The 15269-nt window shown below is 57.0% G+C and carries 14 protein-coding genes; 7 read left to right on the forward strand and 7 right to left on the reverse strand.

Annotated elements, in window-relative coordinates:
- Nucleotides 1-10: 10 nt before the first annotated feature.
- From L379_RS11470 to narI, 4 genes are read left to right on the forward strand one after another with little or no spacing between them, the layout of a single operon-like run.
- Nucleotides 11-3751: a nitrate reductase subunit alpha gene (locus L379_RS11470; protein ID WP_032102976.1), complete on the forward strand. Its 3741-nt coding sequence runs from the start codon at nt 11-13 to the stop codon at nt 3749-3751.
- Complete coding sequence (gene narH / locus L379_RS11465; RefSeq protein ID WP_015570469.1) at nt 3748-5292, forward strand: nitrate reductase subunit beta; 1545 nt, start codon at nt 3748-3750, stop codon at nt 5290-5292. The genes L379_RS11470 and narH overlap by 4 nt, the downstream gene beginning before the upstream one ends.
- Nucleotides 5292-5987: a nitrate reductase molybdenum cofactor assembly chaperone gene (gene narW, locus L379_RS11460; protein WP_017382295.1), complete on the forward strand. Its 696-nt coding sequence runs from the start codon at nt 5292-5294 to the stop codon at nt 5985-5987. The genes narH and narW overlap by 1 nt, the downstream gene beginning before the upstream one ends.
- Complete coding sequence (gene narI / locus L379_RS11455; RefSeq protein ID WP_032653662.1) at nt 5984-6664, forward strand: respiratory nitrate reductase subunit gamma; 681 nt, start codon at nt 5984-5986, stop codon at nt 6662-6664. Before narW ends, narI begins: the two co-directional genes overlap by 4 nt.
- An 80-nt stretch (nt 6665-6744) precedes the next feature.
- On the opposite strand, the gene nhoA is transcribed toward narI, so the two are convergent.
- On the reverse strand, nt 6745-7590 hold the full coding sequence (gene nhoA, locus L379_RS11450) for an N-hydroxyarylamine O-acetyltransferase (protein WP_032653665.1): 846 nt from the start codon (nt 7588-7590) through the stop codon (nt 6745-6747).
- A gap of 105 nt (nt 7591-7695) precedes the next feature.
- Between nhoA and L379_RS11445 the strand changes: the two genes are divergently transcribed.
- Nucleotides 7696-8268, forward strand: coding sequence for a flavin reductase family protein (locus tag L379_RS11445; RefSeq protein WP_023303780.1), 573 nt, complete (start codon nt 7696-7698; stop codon nt 8266-8268).
- A 203-nt stretch (nt 8269-8471) separates the two neighbouring features.
- Nucleotides 8472-8903, forward strand: a complete 432-nt coding sequence (locus tag L379_RS11440) for a DUF3828 domain-containing protein (RefSeq protein WP_032655613.1) — start codon at nt 8472-8474, stop codon at nt 8901-8903.
- 67 nt (nt 8904-8970) lie between these two features.
- On the opposite strand, the gene fusA is transcribed toward L379_RS11440, so the two are convergent.
- Nucleotides 8971-11073, reverse strand: coding sequence for an elongation factor G (gene fusA, locus L379_RS11435; protein ID WP_032653667.1), 2103 nt, complete (start codon nt 11071-11073; stop codon nt 8971-8973).
- A gap of 161 nt (nt 11074-11234) precedes the next feature.
- On the opposite strand from fusA, the gene L379_RS11430 reads away from it, so the two are divergent.
- Nucleotides 11235-11534, forward strand: a complete 300-nt coding sequence (locus tag L379_RS11430; protein ID WP_000612740.1) for an ArsR/SmtB family transcription factor — start codon at nt 11235-11237, stop codon at nt 11532-11534.
- Here the strand turns inward: L379_RS11430 and L379_RS11425 are convergent.
- From L379_RS11425 to L379_RS11405, 5 genes are all read right to left on the reverse strand, one after another.
- On the reverse strand, nt 11527-12168 hold the full coding sequence (locus L379_RS11425) for an ECs1377 family protein (protein WP_032653670.1): 642 nt from the start codon (nt 12166-12168) through the stop codon (nt 11527-11529). The genes L379_RS11430 and L379_RS11425 overlap by 8 nt on opposite strands.
- 91 nt (nt 12169-12259) lie before the next feature.
- Complete coding sequence (locus L379_RS11420) at nt 12260-13261, reverse strand: Kdo(2)-lipid IV(A) acyltransferase (protein WP_032653673.1); 1002 nt, start codon at nt 13259-13261, stop codon at nt 12260-12262.
- A gap of 186 nt (nt 13262-13447) precedes the next feature.
- Nucleotides 13448-13678, reverse strand: a complete 231-nt coding sequence (gene pptA / locus L379_RS11415; RefSeq protein ID WP_003857012.1) for a tautomerase PptA — start codon at nt 13676-13678, stop codon at nt 13448-13450.
- A gap of 37 nt (nt 13679-13715) precedes the next feature.
- Nucleotides 13716-14333 (reverse strand): glutathione S-transferase family protein, encoded by a 618-nt coding sequence (locus L379_RS11410; protein WP_032653675.1) that lies wholly within the window; start codon nt 14331-14333, stop codon nt 13716-13718.
- A 41-nt stretch (nt 14334-14374) separates the two neighbouring features.
- Nucleotides 14375-15262, reverse strand: coding sequence for a transporter substrate-binding domain-containing protein (locus tag L379_RS11405; RefSeq protein ID WP_032653678.1), 888 nt, complete (start codon nt 15260-15262; stop codon nt 14375-14377).
- Between the last annotated feature and the right edge of the window lie 7 nt (nt 15263-15269).

Consider the following 15269-nt stretch of genomic DNA (forward strand, 5'->3'; position numbering starts at 1 on the left):
GAGAAATGTCATGAGCAAACTGTTGGACCGCTTCCGTTACTTCAAAACAAAAGGCGACAGTTTCGCCGATGGGCACGGGCAGGTGTACCACACCAACCGCGACTGGGAGGACAGCTACCGTCAGCGCTGGCAGTTCGATAAAATTGTGCGATCCACCCACGGCGTTAACTGCACCGGCTCCTGTAGCTGGAAGATTTATGTCAAAAATGGCCTGGTGACCTGGGAAACCCAGCAGACCGACTACCCGCGCACCCGCCCTGACCTGCCTAACCACGAACCGCGCGGCTGCCCGCGTGGCGCAAGCTACTCCTGGTATCTCTACAGCGCCAACCGTCTCAAGTACCCGCTGGTACGCCGCAGGCTGATCGAACTCTGGCGAGAGGCGCTGGCGCAGCATACCGATCCGGTGCTGGCCTGGGATGCCATTCAAAACGATCCGCAGAAAGCGCAGAGCTACAGAAAAGCGCGCGGAAAAGGCGGTTTTATCCGCTCAAACTGGAAAGAGCTTAACCAGCTGATTGCTGCCGCCAACGTCTGGACCATCAAAAACTACGGCCCGGATCGGGTAGCCGGTTTTTCCCCCATCCCGGCCATGTCGATGGTCTCTTATGCCGCCGGTACGCGCTATCTCTCCCTGCTCGGCGGCACCTGCCTGAGCTTCTATGACTGGTACTGCGATCTGCCTCCGGCGTCGCCGATGACCTGGGGCGAACAGACCGACGTGCCGGAATCGGCGGACTGGTACAACTCCAGCTATATCATTGCCTGGGGCTCGAACGTGCCGCAGACGCGCACCCCGGACGCCCACTTCTTTACCGAAGTGCGTTACAAGGGCACCAAGACCGTCGCCATTACGCCGGACTTCTCGGAGGTGGCGAAGCTCAGCGACCAGTGGCTGGCCCCCAAACAGGGTACCGACAGCGCCCTTGCCATGGCGATGGGCCATGTGATCCTTAAAGAGTTCCACCTCGATAACCCGAGCGAGTACTTCCTCAACTATTGCCGCCGCTACACCGACATGCCGATGCTGGTCCTGCTGGATGAACAGGCTGACGGTCGCGTGGTGCCGGGCCGCATGCTGCGCGCGTCGGATCTGGCCGACGGGCTGGGTGAAACCAATAATCCGGAGTGGAAAACCATCGCCTTTGACGTGGCCGGAAATCTGGTGGCGCCGAATGGTTCCATCGGCTTCCGCTGGGGTGAAAAAGGCAAATGGAACCTGGAGTCGCTGGCAGCAGGACAGGAAACCGAGCTGACGCTTTCCCTGCTCATCACCCACGACAGCGTGGCAGACGTGGCCTTCCCTTACTTCGGGGGCAACGAGAATCCGCATTTCCGCAGCGTGAAGCAGGAGCCGGTGCTGACGCGCCGAGTACCGAGTAAAACCCTGACGCTGGCCGACGGCAGCCAGAGACGCGTGGTGAGCGTGTACGATCTGGTGCTGGCAAACTACGGCCTCGATCGCGGTCTGGAAGACAGTAACGCGGCGACAAACTACGCCGAGATAAAAGCCTACACCCCGGCCTGGGGCGAACAAATTACCGGCGTCCCCGCTTATCTGATAGAAAAAATCGCCCGTGAATTTGCCGACACGGCGCACAAAACTCACGGTCGTTCGATGATCATTCTCGGGGCCGGTGTGAACCACTGGTACCACATGGACATGAACTACCGCGGGATGATCAACATGCTGGTCTTCTGCGGCTGCGTCGGGCAGAGCGGCGGCGGCTGGTCGCACTATGTCGGCCAGGAAAAGCTGCGCCCGCAAACCGGCTGGCTGCCGCTGGCCTTCGCGCTGGACTGGAACCGTCCGCCGCGCCAGATGAACAGCACATCGTACTTCTACAACCACGCCAGCCAGTGGCGCTATGAGAAGCTCACCGCACAGGAACTGCTTTCTCCCCTTGCAGACGCATCGAAGTTTACCGGTCACCTGATTGATTTCAATGTCCGCGCCGAGCGCATGGGCTGGCTGCCGTCGGCCCCTCAGCTCAACCTTAATCCGCTGCACGTGAAAGCCCGCGCCGACGCCGCCGGGATGTCGCCGCAGGACTATACCGTGCAGGCGTTAAAATCAGGTGATATTCGCTTCGCCTGTGAACAGCCCGACAACGGCAAGAACCACCCGCGCAACCTGTTTGTCTGGCGTTCTAACCTGCTTGGCTCGTCCGGGAAAGGCCATGAATACATGCTGAAATATCTGCTTGGCACCGAGAGCGGTATTCAGGGTGAGGATTTAGGCTCAACGGACGACGTGAAACCTGAAGAGGTGGAATGGCAAACCGCCGCCATTGAGGGCAAGCTGGATCTGCTGGTGACGCTCGATTTCCGTATGTCCAGCACCTGCCTGTTCTCGGATATCGTCCTGCCCACCGCCACCTGGTATGAAAAAGACGATATGAATACCTCGGACATGCATCCGTTTATTCACCCGCTTTCCGCAGCCGTTGACCCGGCGTGGGAGTCCCGCAGCGACTGGGAGATTTACAAGGGCATCGCCAAAGTCTTCTCTGAAGTGTGCGTCGGACATCTCGGCACCGAAACTGACGTGGTGCTACAGCCGCTTCAGCATGACTCCCCGGGGGAGCTGTCGCAGCCTTTTGATATTCTGGACTGGCGCAAAGGCGAGTGCGATCTGATCCCCGGCAAAACCGCGCCAAACATTGCAGTCGTCGAGCGCAACTATCCGGAAACCTACGAGCGCTTCACGGCCCTTGGGCCGCTGCTGGACAAGCTCGGTAACGGCGGAAAAGGCATATCGTGGAACACCCAGAACGAGGTCGATTTCCTCGGCAAGCTCAACTACGTCAAGCTCGACGGCCCGGCGAAAGGTCGTCCGCGCATCGAGACCGCCATTGACGCTTCAGAGGTGATCCTCGCCCTTGCGCCGGAAACTAACGGTCAGGTCGCGGTCAAAGCCTGGGAAGCCCTCGGCGAACTGACCGGACGCGATCACACTCATCTGGCGCTGAACAAAGAAGATGAGAAAATCCGCTTCCGCGATATTCAGGCGCAGCCGCGCAAAATCATCTCCAGCCCGACGTGGTCCGGCCTTGAGAGCGAGCACGTCTCCTATAACGCAGGCTATACCAACGTTCACGAGCTGATCCCGTGGCGCACGATTTCGGGCCGCCAGCAGCTGTATCAGGATCATGCCTGGATGCGCGCCTTCGGGGAGAGTCTGGTGGCCTATCGTCCACCGATTGACACCCGCAGCGTTACCCATATGCGCGAAATCCCGCCGAACGGATTCCCGGAAAAAGCGCTTAACTTCCTGACGCCGCACCAGAAATGGGGCATTCACTCCACCTACAGCGAAAACCTGCTGATGCAGACCCTGTCGCGCGGAGGGCCAATCGTCTGGATCAGCGAAACCGACGCGCGCGAGCTGGGCATAGAGGACAACGACTGGATCGAAGCTTTTAACGCAAACGGCGCCCTCACCGCCCGCGCGGTGGTCAGCCAGCGCGTGCCGCCGGGCATGACCATGATGTACCACGCTCAGGAGCGCATTCTGAACATTCCGGGGTCAGAAGTAACCGGACGGCGCGGCGGGATCCACAACTCGGTCACCCGTGTCTGCCCGAAACCGACCCACATGATCGGCGGCTACGCGCAGCTGGCGTACAGCTTCAACTATTACGGCACCGTCGGCTCGAACCGCGACGAGTTCATCATGATCCGTAAAATGAAAAACATTAACTGGCTGGACGGCGAAGGTCGGGATCAGGTACAGGAGGCGAAAAAATGAAAATACGCTCACAGGTTGGCATGGTTCTGAATCTCGATAAATGCATTGGCTGCCACACCTGCTCGGTCACCTGTAAGAACGTCTGGACCGGGCGCGAAGGGATGGAATACGCGTGGTTCAACAACGTCGAAACCAAACCGGGTATCGGCTATCCGAAAAACTGGGAAGATCAGGATGAGTGGCAAGGCGGCTGGATCCGCGGTATTCACGGCAAGCTGACCCCGCGCCTCGGCGGCAAAATGGGTGTGCTGTCGAAGATTTTCGCTAACCCCGTGTTGCCGCAGATTGACGATTACTATGAACCCTTCACCTTCGATTACCAGGATCTGCACCGCGCGCCAGAGGGCGATCACCTCCCTACCGCCCGCCCGCGCTCGCTGATTGACGGCAAGCGAATGGATAAAATCGAATGGGGGCCCAACTGGGAAGAGCTGCTGGGCGGCGAGTTCGAAAAACGCGCCCGCGACCGCAATTTCCAGAAGATCCAGAAGGAGATGTACGGCCAGTTTGAAAACACCTTCATGATGTACCTGCCGCGCCTGTGCGAGCACTGTCTGAACCCCAGTTGCGTTGCCACCTGCCCGAGCGGTGCGATTTACAAGCGTGAAGAGGACGGCATTGTGCTGATTGACCAGGACAAATGCCGCGGCTGGCGTCTGTGCATCAGCGGCTGCCCGTACAAGAAAATCTACTTCAACTGGAAGAGCGGCAAGTCAGAGAAGTGCATCTTCTGCTACCCGCGCATTGAGTCCGGTCAGCCGACCGTCTGCTCGGAAACCTGCGTCGGGCGCATCCGCTACCTTGGCGTGCTGCTGTATGACGCGGACCGTATCGAGGAGGCAGCGAGCACCGAGCATGAAACCGATCTGTACGAGCGCCAGTGCGACGTGTTCCTTAACCCGAACGATCCGGCGGTGATTGAGGAAGCGCTAAAACAGGGTATTCCGCAGAACGTCATCGACGCGGCACAGCGTTCCCCGGTTTACAAAATGGCGATGGACTGGAAGCTTGCCCTGCCGCTGCATCCGGAATACCGCACCCTGCCGATGGTCTGGTATGTGCCGCCGCTGTCACCGATTCAGTCCTACGCGGACGCGGGTGGTTTGCCGCAGAGCGACGGCGTGCTGCCTGCCGTAGAAAGCCTGCGCATTCCGGTGCAGTACCTGGCAAACATGCTCAGCGCGGGCGATACCGGTCCGGTGCTGCGCGCCCTGAAGCGCATGATGGCGATGCGCCACTACAAGCGTTCCCAGACCGTGGAAGGCGTGACCGACACCCGCGCCATCGAAGAGGTCGGCCTGACGGAAGAACAGGTAGAAGAGATGTATCGCTACCTGGCGATTGCCAACTACGAAGACCGCTTCGTGATCCCGACCAGCCACCGCGAAATGGCGCGCGACGCCTTCCCGGAGAAAAACGGCTGCGGCTTCACCTTTGGCGACGGCTGCCACGGTTCCGACACCAAATTCAACCTCTTCAACAGCAGCCGCATTGACGCGATCAACATCACCGAGGTGCGTGAACACGGGGAGGGAGAGTAATGCAGATCCTCAAAATCATCGCGCTGCTCATTGAGTATCCCGATGAGTTGCTGTGGGAAAACCGTGACGAAGCGCTTTCCCTGGTGGAACAGGACGCGCCCATGCTGCTGCCGTTTGCGCAGCAGCACCTGAGCGCCCCGCTGCTGGATAAGCAGGCCGAATGGTGCGAAGTGTTTGAACGGGGGCGCGCAACCTCGCTACTGCTGTTCGAACACGTTCACGCCGAGTCCCGCGATCGCGGTCAGGCGATGGTCGATCTCATGAGCCAGTATGAGAAAGCCGGCCTTCAGCTTGACTGCCGCGAGCTGCCGGACTATCTGCCGCTCTATCTGGAATATCTCAGTATCGTCAGCGATGACGAGGCGCGTGAAGGGCTGCAAAACGTCGCGCCGATCCTGGCGCTGATTGGTGGACGCCTGAAACAGCGTGAGGTAGCACATTACCAGCTGTTTGACGCCCTGCTGACGCTGGCCGGAACGCGCCTTTCCAGCGACAGCGTGGCGAAACAGGTGTCCGGTGAAAAACGGGATGATACCCGTCAGGCGCTGGACGCCGTGTGGGAAGAGGAACAGGTGAAGTTTATTGAAGACAACGCCACATCGTGCGACAGCTCGCCGATGCAGCAATATCAACGACGCTTTAGCCAAGACGTCGCGCCGCAGTACGTGGACGTCAGCGCCGGAGGCCCAAAATGACACATTACCTGAACGTGTTTTTCTATGACATTTATCCGTACATCTGCGCCACCGTGTTTTTCCTTGGCAGCTGGTTGCGCTACGACTACGGGCAGTACACCTGGCGCGCATCGTCCAGCCAGATGCTCAGCAAGCGCGGTATGAACTGGGGCTCTAACCTGTTTCATATTGGCATTCTGGGGATCTTCTTCGGGCACCTGTTCGGCATGTTAACCCCGCACTGGATGTACGCCTGGTTTTTACCCATCGCGGTTAAACAGCAGTTAGCCATGATTGCGGGGGGTATTTGCGGGGTGCTGACGTTGATTGGCGGGTCGATGCTGCTGATCCGCCGCCTGTTCAACCAGCGGGTGCGTGCCACGTCCACCACGCCGGATATTATCATCATGAGTATCCTGCTGCTTCAGTGCATCCTTGGGCTGTCGACCATTCCTTTCTCCGCCCAGTATCCTGACGGAAGCGAGATGATGAAGCTGGTCGGCTGGGCGCAGGGGATCGTGACGTTTAAGGGAGGCTCGTCAGAAATGCTGAGCGGCGTCGCACCGATCTTCCGCGTGCATCTGGTGCTGGGGATGACGATCTTCCTTATCTTCCCGTTCACCCGTCTGGTGCACGTGTGGAGCGCGCCGTTTGAGTACTTCACCCGTCGCTATCAGGTAGTGAGATCGCGCCGTTGATTTTGTCGGGTGGCGGCTTCGCCTTACCCGACCTACGTTTCAAGCCGCTGTAGGCCCGGTAAGGCGTAGCCACCACCGGGCTATTTCCCTGCCTGCGGATGCGTATCAAACCCCGCCATCACCGCCGTCAGCTCGGCCAGGGTAAAGCCGTGCTTCGGGTCATCAACGCCCAGGCCAAACCGCGCCTGCATCAGCTTATACAGCGCCTCCGCATCCGGCAAATGGATCTGCTCCTCCACATGCCCGTTCTGCCAGTGGGTAAAATTAAAGTTGGTCAGCGTCAGCTTGCCCCCGTCCGGCAGGTGGCGACACATCAGCAGGTGATGACGGAAATGGGACTGCGGCCAGTGCGCCGACCAGAAGTTTCCCATCACGTAATCGTTGAAGTACTGGGTCGCCAGGTCGAAGTGGTACATTGACTGCCAGTGCTCGTGATGGCGGAATTGCAGTACCCAGTCGTTACCCTCGCTCAGCAAACGATAACTCCCGTGCGGGGTTTCCTGTTCCTCGTTGGCGATCAAACGAATCGGCGCCGTCAGCGTTTGTCCGCCAAATCCCACATCGGCGATCCAGCGCTCGCCGTTCAGCTCAACCAGCAGCAACCGGTGCGTACGCGGCGGCATCTGCGACGGATTAGCCAGCACAACCCGCCCCAGCACGCTGCGCACCGTAAAACCGACTTCGCGCAACACCCGCTCAAACAGGCCGTTTTGCTCAAAGCAATATCCCCCCCGCCGCGCGGTGACCAGTTTATCCACCAGACACCCGTCGTCCAGATGGATTTCACGCGGCAAAACAACATCGATATTTTCGAAAGGGATTGCGCAGTTATGGTCTAAATGCAGCCCCCGCAGGGTATCGATATCAACCTGTACGGGCTGCTGCCAGCCCGTGCGGGCGAAATAAGCACTCAGAAATGGGGACATGATTTGCTCCAGGATGTGATATCCCCTGTTTATAAACTATTTTCCCTTATGCATATGCGCAAAAGTGCTTTTTCGTCATACTCATCGTGTACATGAGGAGATCCTATGAACCACTTTCGCCCTGTTGGATTACGCCATGCCAGCCGTCTTCTGAATCACGGTCCAACCGTGCTCATCACCAGCCGGGATGAGACCATCGATCGTCGCAACGTCATGGCCGCCGCATGGTCTATGCCGGTGGAATTTGAGCCCCCGCGTATCGCGATTGTGGTAGACAAAAGCGCGTGGTCACGGGAGTTGATCGAACGCAGCGGGAAATTCGGCATTGTGATCCCCGGCGTGGCGGCAGCCAACTGGACCTGGGCGGTCGGCAGCGTCAGCGGGCGCGACGAGGATAAATTTAACTGCTACGGGATCCCGGTTATTTATGGCCCTGAGCTTGGCCTGCCGGTTATAGAAGAGAAATGTCTGGCGTGGATGGAGTGCCGGTTATTACCTGTAACCTCTGCGGCCGAGAAATATGACACTCTGTTTGGCGAAGTGGTTTCCGCCGCGGCGGATGAACGCGCATTTGTCGCCGGACGCTGGCAGTTTGACGGGGATAAGCTGAATACGCTGCATCATCTGGGTGCGGGTACGTTTGTCGCGAGCGGGAAAATGGTGAAGGCGCTGGAATGATTTTTTAATTATACCCATCTGAATTATATAAAATTTCTATGGCATTTTATGTTTACCACTGCGTTGTAGAACGGAGGATATTTCTTGAGTTGCTGAGTTAGCAATTCCCCGTTAAGGAAATATTAATGTCCTGGATAGATATGGCGAAATTTTATATTCCAAATAAAATGCTCAAGCAAAAAGCATCGGTAATTGGGCACATTATGTCATCGAAGCCACTCTTCTTTTTACTTTTCATCCTGTCTTCCTTAGCGGGCGCGGAAACCACCTATGCACCGGGGCTAGTGGCGCTTAAATTCAATCAATGGTATATAGCGCAGTTAGATCAGAACAAACCACCCGTACTCAATCCAGACATTATGAACGAGTACGTAGCCTCAGGGACCATTGCAGCAATTAAAAAAATGTACTCTGGCGACAGTAACGACAAAGATATGCCCGATGCGGATATGTTTATCAAAGCGCAGGACTGGGATGATGACTGGAATCAGATAACCGTCTTACATTCTGATTTTGACGCCGTTTGCACAAACGTCTATGTCGCATTTGGTAAGAAGCAAGATCATGTGATTGCAGATTGTCTCGTTGAAGAGCAAGGAAAATGGAAAGTGCGATCGGCGACGCTAATTAAGTAACAGGCATAAACTCCCTGTCGTAATAATAAAGGCACATGGTAGCCAAATGACTACCATGTGCAATTAATTAACTCTTCACACGCTTCGCAATAATCTCATCCGCCACATTCCGCGGAGCTTCCGCAAAATGATGGAACTCCATCGTATACGTCGCGCGCCCCTGGGACATCGAGCGCAGCGTGGTGGCGTAGCCAAACATCTCAGCCAGCGGGACGTCAGCGCGAATAATCTGGCTGCCGTACTGCTCTGCCATCCCCTGCACCAGGCCGCGACGGGAGGAGAGATCGCCCATAATGTTCCCGGCGTACTCTTCCGGAGTTTCCACCTCAACGTGCATGACCGGCTCAAGAATAACCGGATCCGCCCGCCGTGCGCCCTCTTTGAAGCCGAGGATCGCCGCCATGCGGAAGGCCATCTCCGAGGAGTCAACGTCATGGTAGGAACCAAACGTCAGGGTCGCTTTCACATCCACCACCGGATAGCCCGCCAGCACTCCCGTATTCATGGCTTCTCGCAAGCCTTTTTCCACCGACGGGATGTACTCCCGCGGCACCACCCCGCCTTTGGTGGCATCTTCAAACACAAAACCACTCCCGGCGGCTAACGGCTCAAGGCTCAGGACCACATGACCGTACTGCCCTTTCCCGCCGGACTGTCGGACAAATTTACCTTCAATATCCTTCACCGCTTTACGCAGAGTTTCACGGTAGGTGACCTGCGGACGACCAATGTTCGCCTCAACGCCAAACTCACGCTTCATGCGGTCAACGATGATCTCCAGATGCAGCTCGCCCATCCCGGAGATAATGGTCTGTCCGGACTCTTCGTCCGTGTGCAGGCGAAACGACGGATCCTCCGCCGCCAGGCGCTGTAGGGCGATCCCCATTTTCTCCTGATCGGCCTTGGTTTTCGGCTCAATCGCCAGCGAAATAACCGGGTCCGGGAACTCCATCCGTTCAAGGGTGATCACCGCATTCGGGTCGGTCAGCGTGTCACCGGTGGTGACGTCTTTCAGCCCGACACAGGCCGCGATATCCCCTGCGCGCAGCTCGTCCACCTCATGGCGATCGTTGGCATGCATCAGCACGATGCGCCCGATACGTTCTTTCTTACCCTTCACCGGGTTGTACACCGCGTCGCCTTTACGCAGTATGCCGGAATAGACGCGGATAAAGGTCAGCTGGCCGACGTACGGATCGCTCATCAGCTTGAAGGCCAGCGCGGAGAACGGTTCATCATCGCTTGGGTGGCGCTCGGCGTGCTGTCCGTCTTCTTCTACCCCATCAATAGCGGGCACGTCCAGTGGAGACGGCATCAATTCAATCACCGCGTCGAGCATGCGCTGCACACCCTTGTTCTTGAAAGCGCTGCCGCACAGCATGGGCTGTATTTCACCGGAGATGGTCCGGACGCGCAGCCCCTGGATGATTTCCGCTTCATCCAGTTCGCCCGTCTCAAGGTACTTATCCATAAGCTCATCGCTGGCTTCTGCCGCAGCCGAAACCATTTTTTCTCGCCACGCCTGGGCGGTGCTCAGCAGATCGTCAGGCACTGGCGCATAGCTAAACGCCATGCCCTGCGTCGCATCATCCCACAGAATGGTGCGCATCTTGATGAGATCCACCACGCCGGTGAAGTGTTCTTCTGCCCCCACGGGGATCACAATCGGGACCGGATTGGCTTTCAGCCGCTCCTGCATCATCTGCACCACGCGGAAGAAATCCGCACCCGGGCGGTCCATTTTATTGACGAACGCCAGACGCGGAACGTGATATTTGTTCGCCTGACGCCAGACGGTTTCCGACTGCGGCTGCACGCCGCCGACGGAGTCATAGACCATTACCGCGCCGTCGAGCACACGCATGGAACGTTCCACCTCAATGGTGAAATCCACGTGCCCGGGGGTGTCGATAATATTGATGCGGTGCGGTTCAAAGCCTCTGTCCATACCGGGCCAGAAACAGCTTACCGCCGCCGACGTAATGGTGATCCCGCGCTCCTGCTCCTGCGCCATCCAGTCGGTGGTTGCCGCGCCATCGTGTACTTCACCCAGCTTGTGGCTCATCCCGGTGTAAAACAGGATGCGCTCAGTGGTGGTTGTTTTGCCCGCATCGATATGCGCGGAGATACCGATGTTGCGATAACGTTCGAGTGGAATGGGTCGGGGCATGATATTTCCTTAAGTCTTCATGACTGGTTTGTGACGACCGGGATGGTCGCGTGTTCGTTCGTTTGTTATAATAGTCCTATTGTACGAGTATTATCGAACTATTTTTTAACGGTTGACCTATCGTTGATATAGCTCAATCTCACGCGAGACGCAGGAAAACGATGATCCCAAACCACCCGGAACCTGAACAAATAGTGTTGGAAAATGTGCTATTCGCCCTCGGCAACCCGCTGCGATTAGCGATTATTCGCAGGCTGGCCGACGGCAGCGAACTGAGCTGTAACGCACTGCGCCCGGAAGAGGTGGTGAAATCCACTATGACTCACCACTGGCGCGTGCTGCGCGACAGCGGCGTGATCTGGCAGCGCCCGCAGGGGCGCGAGAATATGATCTCACTGAGAAGAGAGGATCTGGACGCCCGCTTTCCTGGGCTGCTGGCGATCCTGCTCCAGGCTAAGTAGCGGCAGCGTCCTCAAGACGATAAACCGGAATGCGCCGTGTTGTTCCGGTAAGGGTGTCGAACACCTCCGTATCGGACGTCACTATTCTCATCCCGGTCTTCCTTAACCGCTGCACCTCGGCGGCTATGCGCTGGAGGCCAAACCAGAAAAGCCCGTCAAGCGCGGTGACCGCAAGCCCCTGTTCCAGCGCCAGCTGGAGGCGCTCGCGGGGGGCTTTCACCTGCTGAGCGATTTGCCGGTAAGGCACTTCCGAACCGCCGGACGCATCGATTCGCTGAATACGGGTCTTCAGGTGGTAGGTAAATTCATCGGGAATGCCGTTCAAATCCTGTTTAAGGCTGTAGACGCAGCCAAACCGCTTCCCGTTGAACAGGACATTTTTTTGACTGAGCTGAAACTCATTTCTGATGCTATCAATCAGCTGCGGTGCACGGGTAAGAAGTAACCGGAAGGGAAGCTCAAAGCTGGTCACATAATCCACGTTCAGCAGCGCGAGACGCAGCCGCTCTTCTGCCCCGGATTTCTGGTCATGACACTCGCGCATCACCTCCGCCCACTGGCGCGTCAGACGTTCCGGCTCGCCGGCTTCGGTGAGGAGGTATTTTTCCAGATGATAATCGACTCTTCCGGTCATGTTGGGCATCCCGTCAATATGGATGCGGTAATTCTATCCAGCGCGGCAGGATTTATAAAGGGCGGAGCGCACCGGCATCCGCCCTGCCGGGCTACTGCTGGATACTCGACCGGTCCGAAATATCGCTGGCAGAAAAGGTTCTTGCAGTAGACGCGACCTGTTTTTTGCGTTTATACCGGTCCGGCTGGCCTTCAGGGCGGGTTTTGAACCGGCGATGCAGCCACATATATTGCTCAGGCGCCATCATCACGGCGCGCTCAATCGCTCTGTTCATTTGCGTGGCCACCGACGCTTTGTCGCCTCCCTGCAAGGTATCGCTAATATCTTCCAGAATAATCAGCTCATACCCTGTGCCGTCTGCTTTTCTGCGCGGTACAAACGGGATCACGGCCGGTCTGGCACTTTTCACCAGCATGTAGCTCCCGGCAGTTGTCGCGGCGTCCGGGACGGCAAAAAACGGCACAAACACGCTATTCGTTTTGCCATAATCGTGGTCCGGGGCATACCACAGGATCTCGTTTTGCTTCAGCGCGCGGATCATGCCCTTCAGGTCATAGCGGTCAAGCATGGTTTTATTGGAACGCAGACGACCGCGCGTTTGCAGCCAGTCGAGCAACGCATTATTGTTGGGACGATACACACCAATACCCGCGTTGAGCATGCCAAAGATGCGTGCGCCTAATTCCAGCGTGAGAAAATGCATGCCAATGAGCACCACTCCCCTTCCTTGCGCCCGCGCCTGTTCCATATGTTCGTAGCCGGTTACGCTGAAGTGTTTCCGTACGCGCCAGTCTGGCCAGAACCACGCTATCCCCGTTTCGATGACGCCCATTCCAACCGATTCAAAATTACGCTCAAGTAAACGCTCGCACTCGTCCTCTTTCATATCAGGAAAGCAAAGCTCAAGATTTCGTCTGGCGATCTCCACGCGGCGTGGAAGCAGGCGCATAGCCAGACGCCCAAGCCCGTGACCTATTTTCAACAGCAGCGGGTACGGAAGCTGAACCGTGCACCAGAGCGCGGCAATGCCTGCCCAGCTGAGCCAGTAACGAGGATGAATAAAGGCGAGTGAAAACTGAGGTAATTTTGTCATGGAAAAATTATCCTTTTACTAATTTGTACTTAATCTGGTGCAGTTGCAGTGCTTACCTGCTGATTCAACGAATATTGTTCGGAAGGATGAATTGTAGCGGAATCGTTATGGTTTTTATTATCGATTTTTGCGAAAGGGAATAAAAGCGAGGAGCGCCGGGTGATATTGCACCACCCGGCAGGCAAGTTACATCGAATAACCGGGCTTCTTAATCAGTTCATCCAGTTTCGGGCCGATCTCGGTATCCCAGACCTGCGCCTTCCAGTCAGCTTCCTGAACCTCCTGAAGCGCCACGGAGATTGAGCGATCTTTGCTGTTCAGATGACGGGCGATCGCTTCGGCGATATCCGCCGCCAGGGCCGTTTTTTGTTCGTCAGTCAGATCGCGTGGAAAACATTTGATATCAACGTGTGGCATGGGCAGGGCTCCTTTTATAGGTGAGCGTTCCACGTTATCAGATTATATCGTTAGCTTTTAGCACCTTGTGCAGTTCCGGCAGCGCGCAGACGGCATCCGCGACGGCGGTAATATTAGGCGTGTTAGTGGCAAACCACTCATGACGTGGCCCCCAGGTACGCGCAACGGCAATATAGACGTCAAGCAGCGTCAGCTGTTTGCCAAACGCAAACGGCGAGGCGCTGAGCTGGCTGTCGAACCACAGATAGAGCGATTTTCGGTACTCAATGCAATTTTTCTTCAGCTGTTCCGGGGCATCAGGCACCCAGCGTTCCGGGTAACCTGCATACGTAAAGGTGGGATAGACGTTCGCCACAAACCAGATGAGCAGGCGCTGAAACTGCTGGCGCTCGGCCTGCCCTACGGGCGGCGCGAGGTCGGGACGTCTGTCGAGCACCATCAGGGCGATCGCTGCGGTTTCCGTCACGATCGCCCCATTTTCCAGCTCCAGCGTCGGCACCTGGCACAGCGGGTTCAGTTTTAACAGCAATTCGCGCTGCGGGCCGGGCTGGTCAAACCCGTCCACGTTGACGAACTGATACGGGATGTCTGCCAGAGTCAGCATCACTTCACTGATTGCCGATCCCCAGCCGGGTACGCCATAGAGTTTGATCATGTTGCCCCCTCAGGGATGAAAACCCTAAGTGTAGAGCACCATTAGTAGGTTATCCCGGGCGGGTTAACGTCAGAAGAAGTCACCGCTTCGCCCGCCTCCCCCCAGCGCGCCAGCACCTTTTGATACTCCCCGCGCTTAATCGCACCGTCCAGCGCAGCCTGCAACGCATACACCAGCCCATTAACTTTTTTGGTTGTGGTGGCGACATAGGCTTTCTTCGGCCCTAATCCCACGACGCGGGTTTTGCCGGTTAACGCGGCTTTGTAGGCCGAAACGGACTGCGGTCCAAAGAAAACATCCGCCCTGCCGGACTGAATATAAAGATTGCCTGAGGCGTCGTCGGTCAGATAAACCGGCAACGCAGGCTCGCGCCCGGCCTTTTTATTCTCTTCGTTCCAGCCCAGCAGAATACGTTCCTGATTGGTGCCTGACCCGACAATCACCTTTTTACCGGCCAGATCTTTCGCACGGGTGATCGACTGTACGTTGCTGGTGGATTTCACCGAGAAGGCGAGGGAATCGACGCGATAGGTCGCAAAATCGAACTTCGCCTTACGTTGCTCGGTGACGGCGATATTCACCAACGCCACGTCATAACGCCCGGAAGTGATCCCCAGCGGCCAGTCTTCCCACGCCGTTGGCACCAGCTTCAGCTTCAGCCCCAGACTGCCCGCCAGCAACCGGGCGATATCCGGGTCGCTGCCAATACGGGTGCGGTTATCACTGGCCAGCAGCGCCAGCGGCGGAGAATTCAGGGCTGAAATCGCCACCGTGAGGGTACCCGGCTCAACAAATTTATAGTTCGCCGGGATTTTCGCCACTGCCTGTTGATCAACCGTCACCGGCAGCGGCTGTTCGTTGGCCTTTAAATCAATGCTGGCGTAGCTCGCCGTCGTGAAGACCAGCCCCGCCAGGAGTCCATATTTCATCTGCGCT

This window comes from Enterobacter sp. MGH 33, assembly GCF_000534535.1.
GTDB lineage: Bacteria > Pseudomonadota > Gammaproteobacteria > Enterobacterales > Enterobacteriaceae > Enterobacter > Enterobacter hormaechei_C.

Excerpts from the sequence above, each read along its gene's own strand:
- fusA (WP_032653667.1), bottom strand. The coding sequence starts at position 11,073 with ATGCCCCGACCCATTCCACTCGAACGTTATCGCAACATCGGTATCTCC.
- L379_RS11430 (WP_000612740.1), top strand. The coding sequence starts at position 11,235 with ATGATCCCAAACCACCCGGAACCTGAACAAATAGTGTTGGAAAATGTG.
- nhoA (WP_032653665.1), bottom strand. The coding sequence starts at position 7,590 with ATGTCCCCATTTCTGAGTGCTTATTTCGCCCGCACGGGCTGGCAGCAG.
- L379_RS11440 (WP_032655613.1), top strand. The coding sequence starts at position 8,472 with ATGTCATCGAAGCCACTCTTCTTTTTACTTTTCATCCTGTCTTCCTTA.
- narH (WP_015570469.1), top strand. The coding sequence starts at position 3,748 with ATGAAAATACGCTCACAGGTTGGCATGGTTCTGAATCTCGATAAATGC.
- L379_RS11445 (WP_023303780.1), top strand. The coding sequence starts at position 7,696 with ATGAACCACTTTCGCCCTGTTGGATTACGCCATGCCAGCCGTCTTCTG.
- L379_RS11470 (WP_032102976.1), top strand. The coding sequence starts at position 11 with ATGAGCAAACTGTTGGACCGCTTCCGTTACTTCAAAACAAAAGGCGAC.
- L379_RS11420 (WP_032653673.1), bottom strand. The coding sequence starts at position 13,261 with ATGACAAAATTACCTCAGTTTTCACTCGCCTTTATTCATCCTCGTTAC.
- L379_RS11410 (WP_032653675.1), bottom strand. The coding sequence starts at position 14,333 with ATGATCAAACTCTATGGCGTACCCGGCTGGGGATCGGCAATCAGTGAA.
- pptA (WP_003857012.1), bottom strand. The coding sequence starts at position 13,678 with ATGCCACACGTTGATATCAAATGTTTTCCACGCGATCTGACTGACGAA.
- narW (WP_017382295.1), top strand. The coding sequence starts at position 5,292 with ATGCAGATCCTCAAAATCATCGCGCTGCTCATTGAGTATCCCGATGAG.
- L379_RS11405 (WP_032653678.1), bottom strand. The coding sequence starts at position 15,262 with ATGAAATATGGACTCCTGGCGGGGCTGGTCTTCACGACGGCGAGCTAC.
- narI (WP_032653662.1), top strand. The coding sequence starts at position 5,984 with ATGACACATTACCTGAACGTGTTTTTCTATGACATTTATCCGTACATC.
- L379_RS11425 (WP_032653670.1), bottom strand. The coding sequence starts at position 12,168 with ATGACCGGAAGAGTCGATTATCATCTGGAAAAATACCTCCTCACCGAA.